This window comes from Sphingopyxis chilensis (assembly GCF_035930445.1).
GTDB lineage: Bacteria > Pseudomonadota > Alphaproteobacteria > Sphingomonadales > Sphingomonadaceae > Sphingopyxis > Sphingopyxis chilensis.
The window spans coordinates 3,661,653-3,685,361 of the sequence record NZ_CP142394.1 but is presented as its reverse complement, the minus strand read 5'-3'; the positions used below and the strand labels follow the sequence as shown (position 1 = coordinate 3,685,361).

23 protein-coding genes are annotated in these 23,709 nt (G+C 67.7%); 12 read left to right on the top strand and 11 right to left on the bottom strand.

Annotation, left to right across the window (positions count from 1 at the left end):
- Both VSX79_RS17410 and hisC read right to left on the bottom strand, forming a co-directional pair.
- Nucleotides 1-906, bottom strand: coding sequence for a prephenate/arogenate dehydrogenase family protein (locus VSX79_RS17410; RefSeq protein ID WP_326915273.1), 906 nt, complete (start codon nucleotides 904-906; stop codon nucleotides 1-3).
- Nucleotides 903-2,018, bottom strand: coding sequence for a histidinol-phosphate transaminase (hisC, locus tag VSX79_RS17405; protein ID WP_326913959.1), 1,116 nt, complete (start codon nucleotides 2,016-2,018; stop codon nucleotides 903-905). Before hisC ends, VSX79_RS17410 begins: the two co-directional genes overlap by 4 nt.
- Nucleotides 2,019-2,097: 79 nt before the next feature.
- On the opposite strand from hisC, the gene metX reads away from it, so the two are divergent.
- Nucleotides 2,098-3,219 carry a homoserine O-acetyltransferase MetX gene (metX, locus tag VSX79_RS17400; RefSeq protein WP_179497756.1) on the top strand — a complete coding sequence of 374 codons (1,122 nt, stop codon included), beginning with the start codon at nucleotides 2,098-2,100 and terminating at the stop codon, nucleotides 3,217-3,219.
- Nucleotides 3,219-3,806 carry a methionine biosynthesis protein MetW gene (gene metW, locus VSX79_RS17395; protein ID WP_326913958.1) on the top strand — a complete coding sequence of 196 codons (588 nt, stop codon included), beginning with the start codon at nucleotides 3,219-3,221 and terminating at the stop codon, nucleotides 3,804-3,806. The genes metX and metW overlap by 1 nt, the downstream gene beginning before the upstream one ends.
- Nucleotides 3,807-3,962: 156 nt before the next feature.
- Here the strand turns inward: metW and VSX79_RS17390 are convergent, their stop codons facing one another.
- Complete coding sequence (locus tag VSX79_RS17390; protein WP_373562799.1) at nucleotides 3,963-4,628, bottom strand: TetR/AcrR family transcriptional regulator; 666 nt, start codon at nucleotides 4,626-4,628, stop codon at nucleotides 3,963-3,965.
- A gap of 262 nt (nucleotides 4,629-4,890) precedes the next feature.
- On the opposite strand from VSX79_RS17390, the gene VSX79_RS17385 reads away from it, so the two are divergent.
- Nucleotides 4,891-7,176, top strand: coding sequence for a TonB-dependent receptor (locus tag VSX79_RS17385; RefSeq protein WP_373562814.1), 2,286 nt, complete (start codon nucleotides 4,891-4,893; stop codon nucleotides 7,174-7,176).
- Nucleotides 7,177-7,224: 48 nt separating this feature from the next.
- Here the strand turns inward: VSX79_RS17385 and VSX79_RS17380 are convergent, their stop codons facing one another.
- Genes VSX79_RS17380 through hemC form a run of 5 tightly spaced genes read right to left on the bottom strand, consistent with a single transcriptional unit; the run spans nucleotide 7,225 to nucleotide 12,156 of the window.
- On the bottom strand, nucleotides 7,225-8,358 hold the full coding sequence (locus VSX79_RS17380) for a CaiB/BaiF CoA transferase family protein (protein WP_179497750.1): 1,134 nt from the start codon (nucleotides 8,356-8,358) through the stop codon (nucleotides 7,225-7,227).
- Entirely contained in the window at nucleotides 8,351-9,553 is a 1,203-nt protein-coding gene (locus tag VSX79_RS17375; RefSeq protein ID WP_179497748.1) for an acyl-CoA dehydrogenase, read from the bottom strand. Before VSX79_RS17375 ends, VSX79_RS17380 begins: the two co-directional genes overlap by 8 nt.
- 41 nt (nucleotides 9,554-9,594) lie before the next feature.
- Complete coding sequence (locus VSX79_RS17370; RefSeq protein ID WP_326913957.1) at nucleotides 9,595-10,503, bottom strand: mitofilin family membrane protein; 909 nt, start codon at nucleotides 10,501-10,503, stop codon at nucleotides 9,595-9,597.
- Between the two features lie 19 nt (nucleotides 10,504-10,522).
- Nucleotides 10,523-11,212 carry a uroporphyrinogen-III synthase gene (locus VSX79_RS17365; protein ID WP_326913956.1) on the bottom strand — a complete coding sequence of 230 codons (690 nt, stop codon included), beginning with the start codon at nucleotides 11,210-11,212 and terminating at the stop codon, nucleotides 10,523-10,525.
- Complete coding sequence (gene hemC, locus VSX79_RS17360; protein WP_179497742.1) at nucleotides 11,209-12,156, bottom strand: hydroxymethylbilane synthase; 948 nt, start codon at nucleotides 12,154-12,156, stop codon at nucleotides 11,209-11,211. Before hemC ends, VSX79_RS17365 begins: the two co-directional genes overlap by 4 nt.
- A gap of 143 nt (nucleotides 12,157-12,299) precedes the next feature.
- Here hemC and tsaD point away from each other — a divergent pair, with 143 nt between their 5' ends.
- The 3 genes from tsaD to VSX79_RS17345 all read left to right on the top strand — a co-directional run bounded on the left by tsaD (nucleotide 12,300) and on the right by VSX79_RS17345 (nucleotide 15,935).
- Complete coding sequence (gene tsaD, locus VSX79_RS17355; protein WP_179497740.1) at nucleotides 12,300-13,334, top strand: tRNA (adenosine(37)-N6)-threonylcarbamoyltransferase complex transferase subunit TsaD; 1,035 nt, start codon at nucleotides 12,300-12,302, stop codon at nucleotides 13,332-13,334.
- Nucleotides 13,331-14,323, top strand: a complete 993-nt coding sequence (locus tag VSX79_RS17350) for an NAD(P)H-dependent glycerol-3-phosphate dehydrogenase (protein ID WP_179497738.1) — start codon at nucleotides 13,331-13,333, stop codon at nucleotides 14,321-14,323. The genes tsaD and VSX79_RS17350 overlap by 4 nt, the downstream gene beginning before the upstream one ends.
- 76 nt (nucleotides 14,324-14,399) lie before the next feature.
- Entirely contained in the window at nucleotides 14,400-15,935 is a 1,536-nt protein-coding gene (locus VSX79_RS17345; protein ID WP_179497736.1) for a lipopolysaccharide biosynthesis protein, read from the top strand.
- Between the two features lie 3 nt (nucleotides 15,936-15,938).
- On the opposite strand, the gene VSX79_RS17340 is transcribed toward VSX79_RS17345, so the two are convergent.
- Entirely contained in the window at nucleotides 15,939-16,196 is a 258-nt protein-coding gene (locus tag VSX79_RS17340; RefSeq protein WP_326913955.1) for a hypothetical protein, read from the bottom strand.
- Between the two features lie 95 nt (nucleotides 16,197-16,291).
- Nucleotides 16,292-17,290, bottom strand: a complete 999-nt coding sequence (locus VSX79_RS17335; RefSeq protein WP_326913954.1) for an adenosine kinase — start codon at nucleotides 17,288-17,290, stop codon at nucleotides 16,292-16,294.
- A gap of 109 nt (nucleotides 17,291-17,399) precedes the next feature.
- Here VSX79_RS17335 and VSX79_RS17330 point away from each other — a divergent pair, with 109 nt between their 5' ends.
- Entirely contained in the window at nucleotides 17,400-18,083 is a 684-nt protein-coding gene (locus VSX79_RS17330; RefSeq protein WP_179497730.1) for an EI24 domain-containing protein, read from the top strand.
- Complete coding sequence (locus tag VSX79_RS17325; protein WP_179497728.1) at nucleotides 18,080-18,454, top strand: hypothetical protein; 375 nt, start codon at nucleotides 18,080-18,082, stop codon at nucleotides 18,452-18,454. The genes VSX79_RS17330 and VSX79_RS17325 overlap by 4 nt, the downstream gene beginning before the upstream one ends.
- Nucleotides 18,455-18,491: 37 nt before the next feature.
- Here VSX79_RS17325 and queG read toward each other — a convergent pair whose 3' ends face one another.
- On the bottom strand, nucleotides 18,492-19,544 hold the full coding sequence (gene queG, locus VSX79_RS17320; protein WP_326913953.1) for a tRNA epoxyqueuosine(34) reductase QueG: 1,053 nt from the start codon (nucleotides 19,542-19,544) through the stop codon (nucleotides 18,492-18,494).
- Between the two features lie 49 nt (nucleotides 19,545-19,593).
- On the opposite strand from queG, the gene VSX79_RS17315 reads away from it, so the two are divergent.
- The 4 genes from VSX79_RS17315 (at nucleotide 19,594) to msrB (ending at nucleotide 23,706) form a co-directional block, all read left to right on the top strand.
- Nucleotides 19,594-20,568, top strand: a complete 975-nt coding sequence (locus tag VSX79_RS17315; protein ID WP_326915272.1) for an ABC transporter ATP-binding protein — start codon at nucleotides 19,594-19,596, stop codon at nucleotides 20,566-20,568.
- The gene (locus VSX79_RS17310; RefSeq protein ID WP_179497722.1) at nucleotides 20,565-21,854 is read left to right on the top strand and encodes an ABC transporter permease; all 1,290 of its coding nucleotides are present in this window, start codon (nucleotides 20,565-20,567) and stop codon (nucleotides 21,852-21,854) included. Before VSX79_RS17315 ends, VSX79_RS17310 begins: the two co-directional genes overlap by 4 nt.
- A gap of 87 nt (nucleotides 21,855-21,941) precedes the next feature.
- On the top strand, nucleotides 21,942-23,177 hold the full coding sequence (locus VSX79_RS17305) for a cytochrome P450 (RefSeq protein WP_179497720.1): 1,236 nt from the start codon (nucleotides 21,942-21,944) through the stop codon (nucleotides 23,175-23,177).
- Between the two features lie 106 nt (nucleotides 23,178-23,283).
- The gene (gene msrB, locus VSX79_RS17300; protein ID WP_373562813.1) at nucleotides 23,284-23,706 is read left to right on the top strand and encodes a peptide-methionine (R)-S-oxide reductase MsrB; all 423 of its coding nucleotides are present in this window, start codon (nucleotides 23,284-23,286) and stop codon (nucleotides 23,704-23,706) included.
- Nucleotides 23,707-23,709: the final 3 nt, after the last annotated feature.

The window sequence follows — 23,709 nt, the reverse complement described above, 5'->3', positions numbered from 1 at the left end:
TCAGTGCTTGCGCCCGAAATCGGGCGCGGCATCATCCTGGCCCTGTTCGATGATCGACCGCCGGATCGCGCGCGTGCGCGTGAACCAGTCCTCGAGCTTTGCGGCGTCGCCGCGGCGGATCGCCTGCTGGAGCACGGTCAGGTCTTCGTTGAAGCGCTGCAGGGTCGCGAGCACGGCGTCCCTGTTCGACAGGAACACATCGCGCCACATCACCGGATCGCTCGCCGCGATGCGCGTGAAGTCGCGGAAACCGCCCGCCGAATATTTGATCACCTCGCTCTCGGTCACCTCCTCGAGCTCGCTCGCGGTTCCGACGATCGTATAGGCGATCAGATGCGGCAGATGGCTGGTCACCGCGAGCACCATGTCGTGATGCGCGGCGTCCATCGTCTCGACCCGTGCGCCGAGCGCCTGCCAGAAGGACGTCACCACCGTCACGGCGTCTTCGGACGCGCTTGCATCCGGCGTGACGATGCACCAGCGGCCCTCGAACAGCGTCGCAAAGCCCGCTGCCGGTCCGCTATTCTCGGTCCCCGCGACCGGATGCGCTGGAATGACGACGTGATCGGGTAGCGCCTTTGCCAGCGCGTCGGCCACCCCGGCCTTCGACGAGCCGACGTCCGAAATGATCGCCTCCGCCTTTAGCCCCGGCGCGATCGCCGCAGCCGCGTCGGCCATGCGCCCGACGGGCACGGCGAGGATGACAAGGTCGGCGTCCGCCACCGCGCCGGCCGGGTCGCCGACAATCGCGTCGCAAAAATCGAGTTCGCGCGCGATGTCGCGGACCTCGGCCTTGGAGTCATGGCCGGTGACCGCCACCTGCGGCAGCCGTTCCTTGATCGCGCGCGCAATCGACGAGCCGATCAGGCCCAGTCCGATAATCGCGACGCGTTCTATTCCCATCAGCCGTTCAGCGCGCCGCGGATCGCCGCGGCCAGCCCGCGGGTTTCGTCCTCGGTGCCGATCGTCATACGCAGCGCATTGGGAAGCCCCTGCCCCGGCAGCCAGCGCACGATATAGCCGGCCTCCATCAGACGGTTATAGACCGTCTCGGCGCTCACATCGCCCTCGAACAGCACGAGCAGGAAGTTGCACGCCGACGGCACGACGCGCACGCCATGATTGCCCAGGCTTTCGAGTTCGCCCGCCAGCCAGGCGCGCCATTGGGCATTATGCTCGCGGCTGTGCTTCACGAAATCCTCGTCGCCTAGCGCCGCGACCGCCGCCGCCTGGCCCGCGCGGGTGACGTTGAACGGCAGGCGGATGCGGTGCAGCGCCGAAATCACCTCGGCGGCGGCATAGCCCCAGCCGATGCGCTCGGCGGCAAGCCCGTGGATCTTCGAAAAGGTGCGCGTGATGAACACGTTCGGCTGTGTCTTCGCGAGTTCGAGCCCTCCGTCATCCTCGGCTTCGGACAGATATTCGCTATAGGCTTGGTCGATCACGAACAGCACAGTCCTCGGCAGCCCGGCATAGAGCCGCGCGACTTCCTCGCGCGTTGCGAGCGTGCCGGTCGGATTGTTCGGGTTGGCAAGATAGACGACGCGCGTCTTGTCGGTCACCGCCGCGAGCAGCGCATCGACGTCCGTCGCATAGTCGCGATCATCGGCCTCGACCGGCACCGCGCCGACCCGGCGCGCCGCGATCTCGTAGACCGCAAAGCCGTAGCGAACATAGAGAATCTCGTCGCCGACGCCCGCGTAGGTTCCCGCCGCGAGATGGAGCAGCTCGTCCGACCCGTTGCCGCAGATGATCCGCGCCGGATCGAGCCCGAACTTCGCCGCGATCGTCTCGCGCAATTCGACCGAACCCGGATCGGGATAACGCGACAACGCGTCGGCCGCGCCCTGCGCCGCCGCGAACGCCGCGCGCGCCTTTTCGCCGGTTCCGAGCGGATTTTCGTTCGCACTCAATTTGATCAGCGGACGCCCGTCGGCGCCGGCGGACTTGCCGGGCACATAGGGGGCGATGCCGCTGATCCAGGGCTTGGGGGCGAGAGTGGCGCTGGTGTCGGTCATGCCGCGCCGTTTAACGGCTGGGACGCGCGAGTCCAGCACGTTGACACGCCCCGCGCACCCGCTTAGCCCCGCGCGCACCATGGCGAGCCTTCTCCACCAGATCCAACACCAGAGCGTCACGATCGCGAAGCCGCTGCCGCTCGACAGCGGGCAGGCGTTGCCGTCGGTGACGATCGCCTGGCAAAGCTATGGCGCGCTCGACGCCGACAAGTCGAACGCGGTGCTGATCTGCCACGCGCTCACCGGCGACCAATATGTCGCGAGCGACCATCCGGCGACGGGCAAGCCCGGCTGGTGGGCGCGCATGGTCGGCCCCGGCAAGCCGATCGACACCGACCGCTTCCACGTGATCTGCGCCAATGTGCTCGGCAGCTGCATGGGGACGAGTGGCCCCGCCACCCCCGACGCCGCGACCGGCGCGCCACTCGGCATGGCCTTTCCCGTCATCACCATCACCGACATGGTCCGCGCGCAGGCGATGCTGCTCGACCATCTCGGCATATCGCGGCTTCACGCCGTCGTTGGCGGTTCGATGGGCGGGATGCAGACGCTCGCCTGGGCGACGACTTATCCGGATCGCCTCGCCTCGGCGCTCGTCATCGCCAGCGCGGCGCGCCATTCGGCGCAGAATATAGCATTCCACGAGGTCGGGCGACAGGCAATCATGGCCGACCCCGACTGGCAGGACGGCCAATATTATGGCAGCGCGCGCGCGCCCACCAAGGGCCTCGCGGTCGCGCGCATGGCGGCGCATATCACCTATCTGTCCGAGGAAGGGCTGACCGAGAAATTCGGCCGCCGCCTGCAGGCGCGCGACATCAAGAGCTTCGGCTTCGACGCCGATTTCCAGGTCGAATCCTATCTCCGGCATCAGGGGCTCGCCTTCACCGACCGCTTCGACGCCAACGCCTATCTCTATATCACGCGCGCGATGGACTATTTCGACCTCGCCGACCCGCACGACGGCCGCCTTGCCGGCGCGTTTGCGGCGGCGAAGGACGTGCGCTTCACCCTCGTCAGCTTCGACACCGACTGGCTCTATCCGACGTCCGAATCGCGGCGTGTCGTTCAGGCGCTGCAAAGCGTCGGCGCGGCGGCGAGCTTCGTCGAACTGTCAGCGCCCTTCGGCCACGACAGCTTCCTGCTCGACGTCCCCGCGCTCGACCGGCTCGTTGCGGGCGCGCTCGGATCGGGTTTCTGATGGCGCTGCGTCCCGACCTTGCGATCATTGCCGATGCCGTGCCGGCGACGTCACGCGTCCTCGACGTCGGCTGCGGCGACGGCGAGTTGATGGTTGCGCTGCGCAACAAGGGCGTCGATGCGCGCGGGCTGGAAATCGACCCGGCGAACGTCACCGCGGCGATCGCGCGCGGCCAGTCGGTGGTGCAGGGCGATGCGAACCACGACCTCGCCGACTATCCCGACGACGCGTTCGACTATGCGATCCTGTCGCAGACGCTGCAGACGACCGAGCGTCCGGACAAGATTGTCGATGAACTGCTGCGCATCGCCCCGCGCGCCTTCGTCAGCTTCCCCAATTTCGCGCATTGGCGCGTCCGGCTAGACCTGCTGTGGGGCGGACGGATGCCGGTGACGCGGCTGCTCCCCGTCGCGTGGTATGAAACGCCCAACATCCACCATGTCACGGTCAGCGATTTTCGTGACTTGCTGCGCGCCAAGGGGATTGCCGTCGAGGCGGCCTGGTATCTGTCGGGCGACAAACCGACCAGCGCCGCCGCCGCAACCTGGCGCGCCGAACATGCGATCTTCTTGATCGCGCGGGGCTGATCCACCAGATTTGCGACCGCTAACGGAAAGCAGCCAACAAATTCTCGTCGCGCCGGACTTGATCCGGGGGTCCATGATTTCAGTGCCGAAGTGGGTCGCGGATCAAGTCCGGAAAGACGAAAGTAGGAACCGCCCGCCCAACACGGTAAAAGGCCATCAATCCGGCTTTTTCAGCCCATTCGCCAGAAAGTCATTCGCAATCCGCGCAATTTCGGAAATGTCGCTGTCGGTATCCCACAACCCATAACGCATCCCGAGAAACACGTTCATCCCGCCGATCGCCCAAGCGTGGATCTCGCTGACGTCATCGCGGATTTCACCGCGCGCCGCGCCGCCCTCGAGCCGCTGGCGCACGCGCGCGACGGTCGTTTCATAGTGGCGGCGATAGCTTGCGTAATCGACGAACTCGGCCTCGTCGATGATGCGGTAAATCTCCTTATGCTCGCGCACGAAACCGAGATAGGATTCGAGCCCGATGCGTTCGGCGCTGATCTCGTCGGGCGCGGCCTGAACCAGCGGCGTGACATGGTCGCGCAATTGCTCGCTCATATAGCGAACGAGCGCCTGGAAGATTTCCTCCTTCGAATCAAAATAGGTGTAGAAGCTGCCGAGCGCGGTTCCGGCGCGGCGGGTGATCGCGCTGATCGAGGCTTCGTGGAAACCCCGCTCGCCGAATTCGACCGCCGCCGCGTCGAGCAGCTTGCGCAGCGTTCGCCGCCCGCGCTCGGTGCGCGGCGTCTTGTCGCGCGCGTCGCCGGCGCCCGCCCCCATATCGTCTTGGGCCTCTTCGCCCTGCCCCGTGTCGGTTTGCGGCTGATCCATGGCTGCCCTTCCGTCTCCCCCTCCGTCCGGCTCCGCCTGCATCGTGGCATTTCCGCACCACTGGCAAGCAAAAAACGACGAAGCCAACTTCCAAGTTGAAACTTGGTTCACCTTTCATTATTGGAAGCGGCGCGGCTTGGCAAGCACCGGCCCAAGAAAAGCAAACAGGGCGGCGAGGGGTCGCCCATCACATGGGAGAGTTTTCATGCGTCCTTTCGCCCGTCCGCTGCGCCGTGCCATCCTTGCCACCAGCGCGCTTTCGATGATCGCCTTTGCCCCGCCCGCCCTTGCGCAGGAAGAGGGTGTCACCGACGCCGGCGATAACGAGATCATCGTGACGGCACGCCGCCGCGACGAGCGGCTGATCGACGTCCCCGTCGCGATCACCGCTTACTCGGGCGAAGCGCTCGAAAAGGCCGGCGCAATCGACATCACCGACATCGGCGCGACGACGCCCAACACGACACTCGAAGTGTCGCGCGGCTCGAACTCGACGCTGAGCGCCTTCATCCGCGGCGTCGGTCAGCAGGATCCGGTGTCGGGCTTCGAACAGGGCGTCGGCATCTATCTCGACGACGTCTATCTGAACCGGCCGCAGGCAGCGGTGCTCGACATCTACGACGTCGAGCGCATCGAAATCCTGCGCGGGCCGCAGGGCACGCTTTACGGCCGCAACACGATCGGCGGCGCGGTCAAATATGTGACCAAGCCGCTGCCGGAGGAATTCTCGCTCAAGATCAAGGGCACGCTCGGCACCTATGACCAGGCCGACCTCGTCGTCACCGCGAGCGCGCCGATCGGCGACCTCGTGCGCGTCGGCGGCTCGGTCGCGCGCCTGTCGCGCGGCGGTTTCGGCGACAATCTCACCACCGGCACCGAAAATTACAACAAGGACGTCTGGGCCGGCCGCGGCACCGTCGAGCTCGGCGGTTATGACGCCCCCGTGCTGATCCGTATCACCGGCGATTATTCGAAGGACAAGAGCGATCCGCGCGGCGGCCACCGCCTGATCCCCTCGCTCGCCACCGGCGCCCCCGTCCTTGACGACGTCTTCGATTCGCGCGGCGGTCTCAACGACCCGAAACAGGATATCGAGGCCTATGGCCTCGCGATGAACGTCACCGCCGAGCTCAGCGACACCGTGACGCTCCGCTCGATCAGCGCGTGGCGCAAGGACAAGTCGGCCACACCGATCGATTTCGACGCGCTGCCCGCGGTCGACGTCGATGTCCCCGGCTTCTACTTCAACGAGCAGATCAGCCAGGAATTCCAGCTGCTGTACGAAGGCGACCGGCTCAAGGGCCTGCTCGGCTTCTATTATCTCGATGCGACCGCCGATACGCTCTTCGACGTCCGCATCTTCAACACCTTCGCCGGGCTGACCGCCTTTACCGAAGCCGACGTCGATACCACGACCTTTGCCCTGTTCGGCGATGCGACCTTTGACTTCACCGACCGGCTCAGCCTGTCAATCGGCGGCCGCTATACCTGGGACAAGCGGGAGGCCTCGATCCTGCGGCAGAATTATCTCGGCGGCGGGTCGCCGGTATTCGGCGGCGCCGGCGTGCCCTTCGGCGCGCCGGGCACCGATTTCGAGGGTAGCCGCAGCTTTGAAAAATTCACGCCGCGCGCTTCGCTGTCGTTCAAGCCGACGCCCGACCACACGCTCTACGCAAGCTATTCGCAAGGCTTCAAGGGCGGCGGATTCGACCCGCGCGGCGTCGGCGTCAACGCGCCCGCCACAACCCCCGGCATGCCGTCCGATGACGAGGTTGCCGCCTTCCTGAGCTTCCGTCCCGAACAGGTCGACAGCTATGAAATCGGCTATAAAGGCAGCCTGCTCGACGGCGCGCTCAATGTCGCGCTCGCGGGCTTCTACGCCGATTATACCGACGTCCAGATCCCCGGCTCGGTCGCCTGCACGGTGCAAGGCCTGCCGAGCTTCTGCGGCGTCGTGTCCAACGCGGGCAAGGCGACCTTCAAGGGCATCGAGTTCGAAGGCCGCGCGCGGCTGGGCGAGGATATCGCCGCCGTCGGCGACCGGCTGACGCTGTCGACCGCGCTGGGCTATATCGACGCCGAATATAGGGAATATATCACCAATATCGGTGGGGTGCCGACCGATGTCGCCGATTTCCGCGAGGTGCAGAACACACCGAAATGGACCGCCAGCGGAACGCTCGCCTATTCGACCCCCGTCGGCGACGGCGACCTCAGCTTCGCGACGACGCTCTCCTATCGCAGCAAGACCTATCAGTTCGAAATTCCGAACCCCTATATCGACCAGAAGGGCTTTGCGCTGTGGGACGCGAGCATCGTTTACACCGCGCCCGACGACCGCTGGAGCCTGGGGGTGTTCGGCAAGAACATCCTCGACAAGGAGTATAAGACCTCCGGCTATACGTTCATCGTCGTCGACCCGGTCACCGGCGTCCCCGCGCTCGGCGCCAACGGCCTGCCGGTCTCGGCGCTCGGCACCGAGGGCACGCTGACCGCCTTCTACGGCAACCCGCGCCAGGTCTTCGTCACCGGAACGGTCAAATTCTGATCTGAGACAAAGGGGGGGAGAAGGGGCGTCCGCTGCGGCGCCCCTTTTCTATGCGCCCAGCGGCGGCGCCCCCGTGCGCGCAACCATGCGCTCCCCGTCGATGACGATCGGGCTCGCGACGCCGTCGATCGACGCGCCTTCGGGGCGAAAGCGCATCCCGCGCGCAATCACCTGCGGGTCGGCGAATACCTGCGCGAGGTCGTTGATCGGCCCCGCGGGCACGCCCTCGGCCTCGAGCGCCAGCGCCAGCGGCTGCGCGTCCCATGCGGCGATCTTCGCCGCGAGCAACGGGATCAGCTCGGCGCGGTTCGCGAGCCGCGCGGCATTGTTGACGAAACGCGGATCGTCCGCCCATTCGGGCACCCCCAATATGCCGCAGAGCTTGCGGTATTGGCGGTCATTGCCGACCGCGATCACCAGCTGGCCGTCGGCGGTCGCAAACACCTGATAGGGGACGACATTGACATGCGCGTTGCCCATCCGCTTCGGCGCGACGCCGCTCGCCAGATAATTGGCCGCCTGGTTGGCGAGCACCGCAACCTGCGAATCGAGCAAGGCCATGTCGATATGCGCGCCGCCACCCTTGTCGTCGCCCGTGACGTCACGACGTCGCAGCGCGGCGAGGATCGCGACCGCCGAATACATGCCGGTAAAGATATCTGCATAGGCGATTCCCGCCTTTTGCGGGGCCCCGTCGGGCTCGCCGGTCAGCGACATGAAGCCGCTCATCGCCTGCACGATATAGTCATAGCCGGCGCGATGCGCATAGGGCCCGGTCTGACCGAAGCCGGTGATCGAACAGACGACCAGCCGCGGAAAATCGGCGCGCAGCCGCGCCGGGTCGAGCCCATATTTGGCGAGACCCCCGACCTTGTAATTTTCGATCACGACATCGGCGTCGGCGAGCAGCGCGCGCACCTTCGCCTGCCCATCCGGGCTGGCGATGTCGATCGCGATGCTGCGCTTGCCGCGATTGCAGCTATGATAATAAGCCGCGCCCAGATTGTCGCCTTGAGGGCCCGTCACGAAGGGCGGCCCCCATTCGCGCGTATCGTCGCCCGCACCCGGTCGCTCGACCTTGAACACCTCGGCGCCCAGATCGGCGAGCAATTGCCCGCACCACGGCCCCGCGAGCACCCGCGCCAGTTCGACGACGCGGATGCCTTCCAAGGGCCTAGGCAAAGGCGCTGATGCCTGTAATTGCGCGGCCGAGGATCAGCGCATGGACGTCGTGCGTGCCCTCATAGGTGTTCACCGTTTCGAGGTTCACCGCATGGCGGATCACATGATAGTCGGCCGAAATCCCGTTGCCGCCGTGCATATCGCGCGCGACGCGGGCGATATCGAGCGCCTTGCCGCAATTGTTGCGCTTGAGCAGGCTGATCGCGTCGGGAATGAGCCGGCCTTCATCGATCAACCGGCCGACGCGCAGCGCCGCCTGCGTGCCCAGCGCGATTTCGGTGAGCATGTTGGCGAGCTTCAATTGCACGATCTGGTTTGCCGCGAGCGGACGCCCGAATTGCTTGCGCTCGCCGGTGTAATTGCGCGCCGCCTCATAACAGAATTCGGCCGCGCCCATCGCGCCCCAACCGATGCCGTAACGCGCGCGGTTGAGGCAGCCGAACGGCCCTTTCAGCCCCGACACATGCGGCAACAGCGCGTCCTCGCCAACCTCGACGCCGTCCATCACAATTTCGCCGGTGACCGAGGCGCGCAGGCTCACCTTGCCCTCGATCTTCGGCGCCGACAGCCCCTTCATCCCCTTTTCGAGCACGAATCCGCGGATCGCGCCGTCATGCGCGTCCGATTTCGCCCACACGACGAACACGTCGGCGATCGGCGAATTGGTGATCCACATCTTCGCACCCTTGAGGCGATAGCCGCCTTCGATCTTTTCGGCGCGCGTGCGCATCCCGCCCGGGTCGCTGCCCGCGTCGGGCTCGGTCAGGCCGAAACAGCCGACGAGTTCGCCCGACGTCAGCCCGGGCAGAAATTTGCGCTTCTGCTCCTCGCTGCCATAAGCGTTGATCGGGTGGATCACGAGGCTGCTCTGCACCGAACAGGCCGACCGGTATCCCGAATCGATGCGCTCGACCTCACGCGCGATCAGCCCGTAGCTGACATAATTTAGGCCAGCGCCGCCATATTCGGGATCGATCGTCGCGCCGAGCAGGCCGAGCGCGCCCATTTCCGACATGATCTCGCGGTCGAAACGCTCGTCGAGAAACGCCGAGGTCACACGCGGCAACAACGCATCGGTCGCATAGGAGCGCGCCGTGTCGCGCACCATCCGCTCCTCTTCGCTCAGTTCGGCGTCGAGCTGGAGGGGATCGAGCGGGTCGAGCGCTTCGATGCGCTGCGGATCGGCAAGGGCCATGGGTCAGCTTTCTTCAAGAAGCGACCCATGGGCCCGGGTCGCTAAGGGGTCTCTTCGGCCGTTTTGCGGGCCAATGCGGCAGCCGGGCTGTCGCGCGGCTCCAATATCGCCGCCGTCTCGATCAGGTCAAGCGCGCGCCGCGCCTCATGATAGCGCCGTGCATCCATGAGCCATTCGCTCGCGATGTCCGACCCCGGCATCGCTTCGACCTCGGCGATCGCCTGGTCGGCCTGCCCCGCCGCGAGGTAGCGCCGCGCGCGGTCGAGCCGTTCGGACGCGCGCGGCGACTTGGTGCCGGCCGCACGCACGACGAACAATTCGCCCAGTTCGCGACGAAGCCCGGTCCACAGGCTGCCATCTCCTTCGCCGTTCCGCCCGACGAGTTGCGGTGCCATCGCGTCGAGTTCGGTGCGAAGCCGTTCGAGCGTCACCGGGTCGCGCGACGTATCGATGATCGTCTTGACCGCGTTCGGCTGGTCGTCGCCGAAGCGTAGCCGCAGCTGCGCGTCGAGATAGCCGAGCGACAACCCGCGATCGAGCGCGCGGCGCACCGCGAAGGCGACGAGCAGCCCTTCGGCGCGCGAGGCGTTGCCCGACGCCGATTCGGCCTGAAGCGTGATCCGCGACAGTCGCTGTTCGAGCTCGGCGACGCGCGCCGCGAGCGCGTTCGCACCGTCGACCGGCGCCACGACCAGCGGGGCCGCCGCGGCGGCCCCCTTCGCCGTCCCGTCCGTCAGCAACGGGCTGGCAGTGCCGCCCGGTGCCGTGACCGTCTTGGCGGGCGGCGGCACATTGCTGCCGGTCAGCCAGCGGTTCACCGCCCATCCGCCGCCGACGATCCCGATCAGCAGCAGCAGGAAGGCCCCGATGACGAGGGCGCGGAACGATAGCCCCTTCGCCGGGACCGCCCCGTCCGCAGTCGGGGAGGTTTCGAAGCTGTCGATTGCCATGTTTCTCTTTCGAACGACCCTATTTCGTACCCTTGTGCCACAAAGCACGCGCCTGTGCCAATATGGCGACATCGTCGGGCCGTTCCGCTACCGCGACTTCGCGCCACCCCTCCCCCGCCGCCGCCGCTACAGCAGGGCTGATCGCGGCGAGTGACAGGTGTGCGCGCGCCGCGCCGACGAGGCTCGCCAGGCGCGTTGCCGCGCGCGGGGAGTGCGCAAGCAGCACTGCGGGCGCGGCGATCAGTTCGGCCCATCCCGCCGGCGGCGGAACGGGATCGACGGCATAGCAGGGCAATGGCACGATGGCCGCGCCGCGCGCGTCGAATTCCGACCGTTCGCGGCCGCAAAGCCACAGAATCCGGCGGATATTCGCTGACGTCATGGCATCAAGAAGGCGCTGCGCATCCGCCGTTCCGGTCATCGCCACCGTCAAGCCTGCCGCCCCGGCGGCGCGCGCGGTCGCGGCGCCCACCGCATAGACGGGGAGGGCGGAAAGGCCGGCAATCCCCGCCCCGGCGAGCCGCGGGGCGAAGGCGCTGGTCAGCAGCAGGGCATCGAAATCTCCGGCCGCCGGAGCGCGCCACTCGACCGGACGCGCCGCGAAAAGCGGCGTTGCATGGACATCGAACCCCATCGCCGTTGCACGCTCGACCGTTGCGGCATTTCCCGGTTCGGGCCGAGTGACGATCAGCGGCAATCCGCCCGTCATGGTGCGAACAATGCCCGGACGCCGTCCGGTGCGTCGGCGAGCAGCCGGCGCGCCAGCGCGGCGGGCGCTTCGGGCTGCGTCACGATCACATGCCCGGCGGCATGCTCCGCCCCGTCCTCCGAAAAAATCTCGGCGTCGAGGCGCAGCGCGCCATCCTCCTGCCAGCGGGCATGCGCCGCCACCGGCGAGCGGCAATCGCCGCCCAGTGCGGCGAGGAAGGCGCGCTCGGCGGCCACCGCGCAGTGCGTCGGCGCATGATCGACCGCGCCGATCAGCGCGATCGCCCTGGCATCGTCGGCGCGGCATTCGATCCCGATCGCGCCCTGCGATGCCGCCGGAAGCAGCAACGCCGCGTCCTGCACCGTCCCGACATCGTGCATCCCGAGCCGTTCGAGCCCTGCGGCGGCGAGCAGCGTCGCATCGGCGTCGCCCCCCGCGATCTTCGCGAGCCGCGTCGCGACATTGCCGCGCAGCAGCACGGTTTCGAGGTCGGGGCGGATCCGCTTCACCTGCGCCGCGCGGCGCGGGCTGCTCGTACCCATCCGCGCGCGCCGGGGCAGGTCGGCGATCGTCGCAGCCTCGATCCCCTCGCGTACCACCAGCCGGTCGCGCGGATCGGCGCGGTCGAGCATCGCTCCCAGGAAAAAGCGCGCATCGCGCAGCGTTTCGACGTCCTTCAGCGAATGAACCGCGATATCGATCCTCCCCGCGTCGAGCGCGGCGTCGAGCTCGCGCGTCCACAGCGCCTTGCCCCCGACCTCGGCGAGCGCGCGGTCCTGGATCCGGTCGCCGGTCGCGGTCATCGGCACAATTTCGAGCGCCGCCACATCGATGCCGTGGGTAGCAATCAGCGCCGCCATCGCCATATGCGCTTGGGCCATCGCCAGCGGCGAGGCACGCGTGCCGATGCGAAACGGGTTTTCGGGGGTCGGGAGTTCAATCATCGCCGCGGTGCTAGAGCATTTCCGGAAAAAGTGGGAACCGGTTTTTCGACCGGAAATGCTCAAGACATCACAAGGAGCCGTTTCCAAGGCTCCGCTGCGGCTTGCCCTGTCGATAAAGGGGCGGGTAAAGGAGCGCGCAATAAATGACCCTGATCCTCGGCCTTGAATCGAGCTGCGACGAAACCGCGGCGGCGCTCGTCGACAGCGAGCGGCGCATTTTGGCGCATCGCGTCGCGGGGCAGGAGGCCGAGCACAGCCCCTATGGCGGCGTCGTCCCTGAAATCGCCGCGCGCGCGCATGTCGACCGGCTTGCGCCGATCGTCGAGGGCGTGCTCGCCGACGCCGGCGTATCGCTCGCCGATGTCGACGCGATCGCTGCGACCGCGGGCCCCGGCCTCATCGGCGGGGTCATGGTCGGGCTCGTCACCGGCAAGGCGCTCGCGCACGCGGCGAACAAGCCGCTGATCGCGGTCAACCATCTCGAGGGTCATGCGCTCAGCCCGCGCCTCACCGATGCGACCCTGGCCTTTCCCTATCTGTTGCTGCTCGTCTCGGGCGGCCATTGCCAGCTGCTGCTGGTCAAGGGCGTCGGCGACTATCGCCGCCTCGCCACCACGATCGACGATGCCGCGGGCGAAGCGTTCGACAAGACCGCGAAGCTGCTCGGCCTCGGCTATCCCGGCGGCCCCGCGGTCGAGCGCGTCGCGCAGGATGGCGACGGCCAAGCCGTTCCGCTCCCCCGCCCGCTCGTCGGCAGCGCCGAGCCGCATTTCTCGTTCGCCGGCCTGAAAAGCGCAGTCGCGCGCGCCGCCGCAAGTGGAGAGCACAGCATTCCCGACCTCGCGGCATCCTTTCAGCACGCGGTCGTCGACTGCCTCATCGACCGCAGCCGCATCGCGCTCGCCGCGTGTCCCGATGCGACCGCCTTCGTCGTCGCGGGCGGCGTCGCGGCCAATGGCGCGATCCGCGCCGCGCTCACCGAGCTCGCCGCGCGCTTCGACAAGGCCTTTGTCGCGCCGCCGCTCTGGCTCTGCACCGACAATGGCGCGATGATCGCATGGGCGGGCGCCGAACGCTTTGCCGCGGGGCTGACCGACCCGCTTGACACGCCCGCCCGCCCGCGCTGGCCGCTCGATCCGGCAGCCGAGGCGGTGCGCGGAGCCGGAGTGAAAGCATGACGTCATACAAGCAATTCGGCGTTGTCGGCGGCGGCGCCTGGGGCACCGCGCTGGCGCAGCTTCTGGCCGCCGACGGCGCGCCGGTGCGCCTCTGGGCGCGCGAACCCGACGTCGTCGCCGCGATCAACGCCGAGCATCGCAATCCCGCCTTCCTCCCCGGCGCGATCCTCTCGCCCTCGCTGACCGCGACCGGTTCGCTGGCCGAAATGGTCGCTCTCGACGCGCTGCTCGTCGTCGTCCCCGTCCCCTTCCTGCGCGCGGTGCTTGGCGAGCTGCCTGCGGGCGACGCCCCGCTGATTTTCTGCAGCAAGGGCATGGAGGCGGACAGCTTCGCCTTCCCGATCGACATGGCACGCGATCTGGCGCCGCGGCGCCCGCACGCGGTGCTCTCGGGTCCCACCTTCGCGCACGAGGTCGCCGCCGGGCTACCGACCGCGATCACCCTCGCCGCCGCCGATGCGGACGTCGCCGGTGACCTCGCGCGCGCGCTCGCCCGCCCGCATTTCCGGCCCTATGTCTCGACCGATGTGATCGGCGCGGAGGTTGGCGGCGCGGTCAAGAATATCCTCGCGATCGCGTGCGGAATCGTCGACGGCGCCGGGCTCGGGCTCAACGCGCGCGCGGCGCTGATCAGCCGCGGTTTCGCCGAAATGACGCGATTCGGCCTCGCCCGCGGCGCCCAAGCCGAAACGCTCGCCGGGCTCGCCGGGCTCGGCGACCTCGTGCTCACCTGCACCTCGTCCAATTCGCGCAATTTCGCGCTCGGCCAGGGGCTCGGCCGCGGCGAAGCGGCGGAGACTCTGATGGCCGATCGCCGCACCGTCGCCGAAGGCGCCTTCAGCGCGCCGGTCGTCGCCGCCGCCGCACGCGTCGACGGGATCGACATGCCGATCACCGATACGGTCGCGCGCCTCGTCGCCGGCGAAGTGCGCGTCGCCGACGCCATTCAGGCCCTGCTCAGCCGTCCGCTGCGATCCGAAGGACGATGAATTGCCGCACACGATTGCCTGCTCCCCCGGGCCGCGCTAAACTGCGCATCAAGGCAAAGCAGAAGGGGCGCCAGGCTTGAGCCAAACCGACAGCGCGGCTGCGCCCCCATTACCCGGCCCATCGCCCGACGCACCCTCGCACGATGCCGACACGGCGGCGCTTGCCAAGGGCGGTCGTACCAATTTCTTCGGATTCATCCTCCGCCTCGTCGCGCGCCTGCCCTTCCTCTATGTGGCGGGCCGCTGGTACGGGCCCGAGGCGGTCGGCCGCTTCGCCTTTGCCGTGCTCGTCATCGAACTCGTCGCGCAGCTTGCGACCTTGGGCCTCAAGCGCGGCCTCGCCGAGCAATTGAGCGCGCCCGAAGCCGACCAGCGCATCGTCGTATGGGACGGCATGTTCGTCGCCTTCGTCGTCTCGGCGGCGGGATCGGCGCTCCTCTTCTTCTTGCCGCAGCTGATGTATCCGGCGGGTGGCGTCGACAGCGCCGATCGCTGGATGGCGCTGCTCGTCTTCGCGATCGCGGGGACCGACATCGCGCTCGCCGCTTGCGCCTATAAATTCGACGTCGGCGCGACGGTGCGCGCGCGCGCGATCGTCGAGCCCTGGGTGATCAGCGTCGCCGCCGCGGGTTTCTGGTTCGTTTCGGCGCGCGACGGGCTGATGCTGTCCTATGCCGCCGCGATGGTCGGCGCCTTTCTCACCGCGCTCGTTCCGATGATCCGCCATTATGGCGGCCCCGGCGTATGGCGCCCGCATCCGGCGCACCTGATCCTGCTCGCCCGGCGCAACGCCCCGCTCGCCGCCGCCGACGCGATCGAATGGGGCACGCGGCGGCTCGACCTCTTCATCCTCGGCCAGTTCACCTCGCCGACGATCTACGGCATCTATTATATGGCGCAGCAGGTCGCCTCGCTGCCGCAAAAGCTGAAGACCAGCTTCGAGCCGATCCTGGGTCCGGTGATCACGCGCAACCTTGCCGAAAAGCGGCTTGGCGCCGTGGCGGCACAGGTCAGCCAGGTCGGTTTCTGGATCATCGCGGCGCAGGCGGGCGTCGCGCTCGCGCTCGGTATTCCGGGCGAGGCGGTGATGGGCCTCGTCGGCCCCGAATTCGTCAGCGGCACCGCCGCGCTCGCCTTCCTGCTCGCCGCCGAAGTCGTCGCCGCAACCGCCGTCGTCAGCGAAGCGGCACTTGTCTATGTCGCGCGCCACCGCAACCTGCTGATCAGCATGGCGACACTCGCGCTCCAGGCGGTCCTCAGCGTCGCGCTGATCCTGATCGCGCAATCGATGGGCTTGCCGACGATCTATTACGCCGCCGCAGTCGCGCTCGCGCTGCTGCTCGCGCTCGGTTTCGCCTCGCTCGTCAAGGCACGGCTACTCGCGCATATCCTCGGCGCCCCGGTGAACAGCCTGCGCTGGGCGCTCGTCTGGGCGACGGCGGGCGCCGCGGTGCTCGGCTGGGGCGCGACGCAGCTGCCCGAATGGGCCGAGCTCTTGATCGGCGTGCCCTTCATCCTCGGCATCTATGGCTGGCTGATCTGGACGCGCGGTTTCGGGCCCGCCGACCGCGAATTGTTCCGGAGGCACCCCGATCCGGCGGCTGCGAACTGACGCCTAATCGACCGCGCGCTGCGCCGCGTCGCCGACATCCTGCGCGGCATCGCCGACCTGCTGCGCGGCTTCGGTGATCGCACCGCTTTCCGCCTTTTCGCTCGCAAGGAATTGAAAGGCGAAAAAGGCCGCGACCAGGATCACGACGAGGAAGATCAGCCCCATGCCGATCCCGCCGCCGCGGCGCGGTTCGCGGTCGATGACCGTAGTGGTATGCGTGGTCCCGTCGGGATCGCGCGTCGTGTGGACTTCGTCGGCCATAAGAATCTCTCCCATGCTGATGGCGCATAGGACGCTTCAACGCCGGCGAAAGTTCCGGCACCGATCCGCTCCCCCACGAAAGCGGAAAAGGATCGCTACGCGAGGCGCGCCGCGACCTTCGCCTTGAGGTCGGTCTGCGCGCGCGGGCCGACCTGCGCGATGATCTCGCGCGCGCACACCGCGCCCATCGTCAGGCAGTCACGCATCGACCGGCCTTCGGCGTGCCCCGCAAGGAAGCCCGCGGCGAACAGGTCGCCCGCGCCGGTGGTGTCGACGACCTGGTCGATCGGCTCGGCGCCGACCTCGGTGCGTTCACCGCCCTCGATCGCGAGCGCGCCATGCGCGCCGCGGGTGACGACGAGCAGCGGCACCTTGGGCGCGATGCCCGCGACCGCCGCCTCGAAATCGTCGGTTTCGGCGAGCGCCCGGATCTCGACCTCGTTCGCGAACAGGATATCGAACAGCCCTTCGGCGATCAGTTGGCGGAAATCGGCGCCGTGGCGTTCGATGATGAAGGCGTCCGACAGGGTGAAGGCGACCTTGCGCCCCGCCGCGCGCGCCACGTCGATCGCGCGCCGCATCGCCGCGCGCGACAGCTCCGGATCCCACAAATAGCCTTCGAGATAGAGGATTTCCGAATCGGCGATCCATGCCTCGTCGATCATCGCCTGTTCGAGCAGGTGGCTCGCCCCCAGAAAGGTGTTCATCGTGCGCTGGCCATCGGGGGTGACGAGGATCAGGCAGCGCGCGGTCGGCGCGCCTTCCTTCAGCGCCGGGGTCTCATAGGCGACGCCCAACGCGCGCAAATCGTGCGTGAAGACATGGCCGAGCTGGTCGTCGGCGACCTGCCCGATGAAGGCGCAGCGTTCGCCGAGCGCCGCCATGCCCGCCAGGGTGTTCGCCGCGCTGCCGCCCGACACTTCGACCGCCGGGCCCATCGCGGCATAGAGTCGCTCGGCCTCTTCGGCGTCGATCAGCCGCATCGCCCCCTTGGTCAGGCCTTCGGCCTCGATCAGCGCATCGTCGGCGCGGGCAAGAACATCGACGATCGCATTGCCGATGGCAACGACATCGAAACGGGCGGTGGAGGCCATGGATAATCCTGTGCTGGGTGGAAAAAGCTGCGCGCGCTTTAGGGACGGCGGCGCGCCAAGGCAAGCGTGGGCGCTTGACGCGGGACGCGGCGACCCACATCCCCGCTCCATGACCCGCGCCGCCCACGCCTTCCTGCTCGCGCTGCGAGACCTGCCCCACCCGCGCGTCCTGCGCGTGCTCGCGCAAAGCCTCGCGCTCACACTGCTGCTGCTTGCCGCCTCGGGGGCCGCGATCTTTTTCGCCGCACGCTGGGCGCTCGCCCATTGGCAATGGCTGGACGGAGCGCCGCTCGACATGGCTGGCGTCCTGATCGTCCTCCTCATCGTCGCGGGAAGCTGGCTGCTCTTTCGCGCCGTCGCGATCGTCGTGATCGGCCTCTTCGCCGACGGCATCGTCGCCGATGTCGAAGGGCGCCACTATCCCGCTGCCGCGCGGCGCGCCGTCGATGTCGGCTGGCCGCAGAATATCCGCCTCGCCCTCGCCTCGCTCACCCGGCTGATCGGCGGCAACCTGCTCGCGCTCCCCGTCTATATCGTGTTGCTCGTCACCGGGATCGGCACGCCGATCTTCGCGCTCCTCGTCAACGCGTTGCTGCTGGGCCGCGACCTCGAGGCGATGGTGCTTGCGCGCCACCCGGACCACCCGCGCCTCGACCGGCCGGCGCGCTGGTCGCTCGGGCTGCTGTCCGCCGCAAGCTTCGTGGTGCCCGTCGCCAATTTGTTGGCGCCGATATTGAGCGCCGCTATGGCGGTCCACATGCTGCATCTCGGCAAGGGGGACCCCGAAACATGATCGATAACCGCCGCCTCGGCGCCATTGCGCTGCTCGGCCTGACGCTCGGCGCCTGCGCCGGTCCCGCGATTCCGCGCGCGACACCCCCGCGGTCCACCGCGCCCCCGCCGACGGTCGTGCGACCGGTGCAGAATAATGCGCTGATCGGGAATAGCGCCGACGCGATCGGCCGCATGTTCGGCAAGCCGCGGCTTGACGTCACCGAAGGCGCCGGCCGCAAGCTGCAATATGCCGGGTCGAGCTGCATCCTCGACGTCTATTTCTACGCCCCGCGCGCGGGCGCCGACCCGGTCGCAACGCATGTCGATGCGCGCACCCCCGACGGCCGCAACGCCGAGGTGAACAGCTGCGCGCAGGCGCTGCGGCGTTAGGCTGAGCGGGACCGGCCCGCTTCCCCGACAAACGACGTCACGACGCCAGTTCTTCGAGCCCCCATAAAGCCGCATCGGCGACCATCGGCGATTCATCCGTCGCCAACCTTTCGAGCGCCGGAACGAACGCCCTGTCCCCGCTGTTCCCCGCCGCGATCGCGGCGTTGCGCACCATCCGCCCGCGCCCGATCCGCTTGATCGGCGACCCGGCAAAGACCTGCCGGAACCCCGCATCGTCGAGGTCGAGCAGGTCGCCGATCGATGGCGCCGCCAATTCGGCGCGCGGCAGAAAGGCGCGGTGCGTATGCGCGGTGTCGGCGAATTTGTTCCACGGGCAGGCGGCGAGGCAATCGTCGCACCCATAGACGCGGTTGCCGATCCCGCGCCGCAGCGCCACCGGGATCGGGCCGTTATGCTCGATCGTGAGGTAAGAGATGCAGCGCCGCGCATCGAGCCGGTACGGCGCGGGGAAGGCGTCGGTCGGGCACGCATCCTGGCACGCCGAGCAGCTGCCGCACGTATCGCGCCCCGCCATCGACGGCGCTAGGTCGAGTGTCGTGTAAATCGCGCCCAGGAACAACCAGCTGCCATGTTCGCGGCTGACGAGGTTGGTGTGCTTGCCCTGCCAGCCGAGCCCCGCCGCTGCCGACAGCGGCTTTTCCATCACCGGCGCGGTGTCGACGAACACCTTGACCTCGGCGTCTTTCGCTTCGCCCACCAGCCATCGCGCGACGGCCTTCAGCGCCTTCTTGACGACGTCATGATAGTCGCCGCCCTGCGCATAGACCGAAATCCGCCCGCGGTCCGGATGCTCGGCCAGCGCCAGCGGATCGAGCGCCGGCGCATAGCTCATCCCCAGCGCGATCACCGATTTTACGTCGGGCCACAGTCCTTTGGGCGATCCGCGCTGCTCGGCGCGGCTCTCCATCCAGATCATGTCGCCGTGGCGCCCCTCGGCAAGCCACTGGTTCAGCCGCGCCGCCGTCCGCGGCGCCGCATCGGCATTTGCGATCCCGAACGCCGCGAACCCATGCGCGCGCGCGACGGCTTCGAGGCGTTCTTCCAGCGGAGGCAAGGCTTCGGCAACCATTGGCGCTCTATACGCGAGCCGCCTCGCCGTGCCATAGCTTGGTATGCGAATGATTGGGGACCAGGGTTTGAGCGATTACAGCGTCGAGGCGAACGGCCTCACCAAATATTTCGGCGATTACAAGGCGGTCGATCATGTCAGCCTCGCGGTGCCGGCGGGCAGTATCTATGGCGTGCTCGGCCCCAATGGCGCAGGGAAGACGACCAGCCTCCGCATGACGCTCGGCATCATCGATCCGGATGAAGGGACGAGCCGGTTGCTCGGCGGGCACAAGCCGCAGAGCGTGCGCAGCCGCATCGGCTACCTTCCCGAGGAGCGCGGCCTTTATCCGGGCATGAAGGCGCGCGAGGCGATCGCCTTCATGGGCGCGCTGCGCGGGCTCGACTGGTCCGAAGGGCGCCGCCGCGCCGCGACCTTCATGACCGAACTCGGGCTCGAACGCGTCATCGACGCAAAGATCCGCAAGATGTCGAAGGGCATGGCGCAGATGGTCCAGCTGATCGGTTCGATCGTCCACGCCCCCGACCTGATCGTCCTCGACGAGCCTTTCTCGGGGCTCGACCCCGTCAATCAGGAGCGGCTCGAAACGCTCGTCCGGCGCGAGCAGGAGCGCGGCGCGACGATTCTCTTTTCGACGCATGTGATGGCGCATGCCGAGCGTCTCTGCGACCGCATCGCGATCATCGCGCGCTCGGCGCGGCGCTTCGAGGGCACGGTCGACGAGGCGCGCGCGCTGCTGCCGATGCAGGTGCGCTACACGCCGCGCGACGCCAGCGACCCCGCCGCGGTCGCCGCGAATCTGCCCGCGGGCGCCGAATTGCGCGGCGACGCGTGGCATTTCGCGATCGAGGACGGCGGCGTCGAACCGTTGCTCGCGCGCATCACCGCGAGCGGTCATGGCGTCACCGGCCTGTCGATCAGCCGCCCGGCGCTCCACGACGCTTTCGTCCATATCGTTCGCCAGGTCGACGCCGGCTTCGACGCCGACGCTACCGAGGATGCCGTCGAGGAGGCAAGCGCATGACCCCTTTCGTCCGGAACATGTTCGTGATTGCGCGGCGCGACTTTCTCGCGATCGTCGCGACGCCGACCTTCCTGCTCTTCCTGCTCGCGCCGCTGTTCATGATCGGCATGGGGCTCGCGGGCGGCATGGGCGCGTCGCAGCTCGCCGACAGCGCGCGCGGCGCCGGCCGCATCGTCGCGGTTGCCGATCCCGCCGATATCGAGGCATTGCGCTCCGCCGATACACGGCTGCGCGCGGTCATGCCTCGCGAGCCCGCGCTGCTCGAACTCCGCGTCGCCACCCCCGCCATCGATCCGATCGCCGTCGCGCGCGAAAAGGGCGCCGACACCTATGCCGTGATGAGCGGCGACCTCGCCGCGCCGCGCATCGTCGAACGTGAAAAGGACAGCGGTTCGGGCCGCTATCTCGCCTTGCTCGCGGGCGAAGTGCAACGCGCGCGCGCGGCGGGACCGCTCCCGCCCGTCGCCCCCCGTTTCGAGGCCTTGTCGAGCGGCGGCACCAGTATCGCGGTACAGCAGTCGCTGGGGTTCGGCGCGGTGTTCGTCATCTTCCTCCTCACCCTGCTCCTTGCGGGCCAGACGGTGAGCTCGCTCGCCGAGGAAAAGGGCAACAAGGTCATCGAAATCCTCGCCGCCGCGGTTCCGCTCGAAAGCGTCTTCCTGGGCAAGCTGCTCGGCTTCCTCGGCGTCGCGGTGCTGTTCATCGCCTTCTGGGTCGCGATGGCGGTCGGCGGCGGGCTCGCCGCGGCGATGCTGTCCGATCCCGCGGCGCTGACCTCCACCGAAGGCGCGAGCAAGGCGGCGGCGGCGCTCGCTGCGATGCCGGCGACCGGCTGGCCCTTCTTCCTCGGCATCGGCTTCGTCTATTTCGTCCTCTCCTTCCTGCTGCTCGGCGCCGTCTTCCTCGGCGTCGGCGCCCAGGCGGCGACGGTGCGCGAGATCCAGATGCTCAGCCTGCCGATCACCATTTTCCAGGTCGGCATGTTCAGCTTGTGCGCCGCCGCCGCGAGCGCGCCCGAAAGCAGCCTCGCCCGCTTCGCGCAAATCTTCCCCTTCTCGTCACCGCTCGCCATGGCGGCGCGCGCCGCGACCGACGATGCGAAAGCGATCCATCTGCTCGCGATCGGCTGGCAGGCACTCTGGGTCGCGCTCGTCATCTGGATTTCGGTGCGCCTGTTCCGCGCCGGCGTGCTCAGCAGCGGCAGCGGCTGGAAATTCTGGCGCCGCGCAAGAGGCGCTGCGGCCACCGCGGCTGTCGCCGAAGCTGCTTCATCCCAGCCTCATTGACAAAGCTGTAAACAGTGGCATCCTGCAACTGATCTGGCCGACGGCGGCAAACGCTGCGGCGAGTCCCTTTTGAGGAGGAGGATGCCGATGGCGACCGCAGCTGCGCCCCAGCCCGTCACCGACCGTTATGACATGAGCCCCGCCGCCATCTATTCGGAGGATCGCTGGCAAGCGCCTTTCGCCGAAATCCGCAAAGCCGGCGGAATCGTCAAATGCGAGGACAGCGTCCACGGACCCTATTGGAATATCGCCAGCCATCAGGCGATCCAGCATGTCGAGGCGTTGCCCGACATCTACAGTTCGTCGTGGGAATATGGCGGCATCACGATCCTCGAACGCGACGAGGATGAGGATTTCCGCCTGCCGATGTTCATCGCGATGGACCGGCCGCAGCACACCGACCAGCGCCGCACCGTCGCCCCCGCCTTCACTCCCGCCGAAATGACGCGCCTTTCGGACGACATCCGCCGCCGCACCGGCGAGGTGCTCGACGGCCTGCCGTGGGGTCAGAAGTTCGACTGGGTCGATCGCGTTTCGATGGAACTGACGACGCAGATGCTCGCCTTGCTCTTCGATTTTCCGTGGGAGGACCGGCGCAAGCTCACCGAATGGTCCGACTGGATGGGCGACGTCGAACTCGCGCAAAAGGTCGAGCTCAAGGAACAGCGCCGCGCGGTGCTCGAAGAGGCGTTCGTCTATTTCCAGAAATTGTGGATGGAAAAGCTCGACCAGCCACCCACGCCCGACCTGCTCTCGATGATGCTGCACAGCGAAGCGATGCGGAACATGGACAAATATGAGTTCATCGGGAACCTCGTCCTCCTCATCGTCGGCGGCAACGACACCACGCGCAACACCATGTCGGGGCTCGCATACGGACTCGACAAATTTCCCGAAGAGCGCGCCAAGCTCGAAGCCGATCCGTCTCTGATCCCCAATGCGGTGAGCGAGATCATCCGCTGGCAGACACCGCTCGCGCATATGCGCCGCACCGCGCTCGCCGATGCCGACCTGTTCGGGCACCAGATCAAGAAGGGGGACAAGCTCATCCTCTGGTACCTGTCGGCAAACCGCGACGAGAGCGTCTTCGACGATGGCGATGCGCTGCGGCTCGACCGCGAGAATGCGCGGCGGCACCTCTCCTTTGGCTATGGCGTCCACCGCTGCGTCGGCGCGCGCCTCGCCGAGCTGCAGCTGCGCATCCTGCTCGAGGAGATGGCGGCGCGGCGGATGCGCGTGACGGTCACGGGCGAGCCCGAACGCGTCCACGCCTGTTTTGTCCACGGCTTCCGCGCGTTGCCCGTACAGATCGAGAAATATTGACGCGGTCTTGTAACCCGCGGGCCACGGCATACGTATCGAAGACATGATCGAACGTCGCTACCTTCTCGGCGGACTCGCGCTCGGCGGCGCCATCATCGGCGCGCCGATGCTCTTCGCCAAATCGGGGCGGCCCAAGGCGCAGGCGGGCTGGCAGCTTTCCGACGCCGAATGGAAAAAGCGCCTGTCGCCGCTCCAATATCGCGTGCTTCGCGAGGCGGCGACCGAACGCCCCTTCACCAGCCCGCTCGACAAGGAAAAGCGCGCCGGCATTTTCGCCTGCGCCGGCTGCGCGCTGCCACTCTATTCGAGCAAGACCAAATATGACAGCGGCACCGGCTGGCCGAGCTTCTGGGCGCCTTTGAAGGGCGCGATCGGCACCTCGACCGACCATGACCTCGGATATGCGCGCACCGAAGTCCATTGCCGGCGCTGCGGCGGCCACCTCGGCCATGTCTTCAACGACGGGCCGAAGCCGACGGGAAAACGTTATTGCATGAACGGCGCCGCGCTCAGCTTCCGCGCCGCCTAGGCC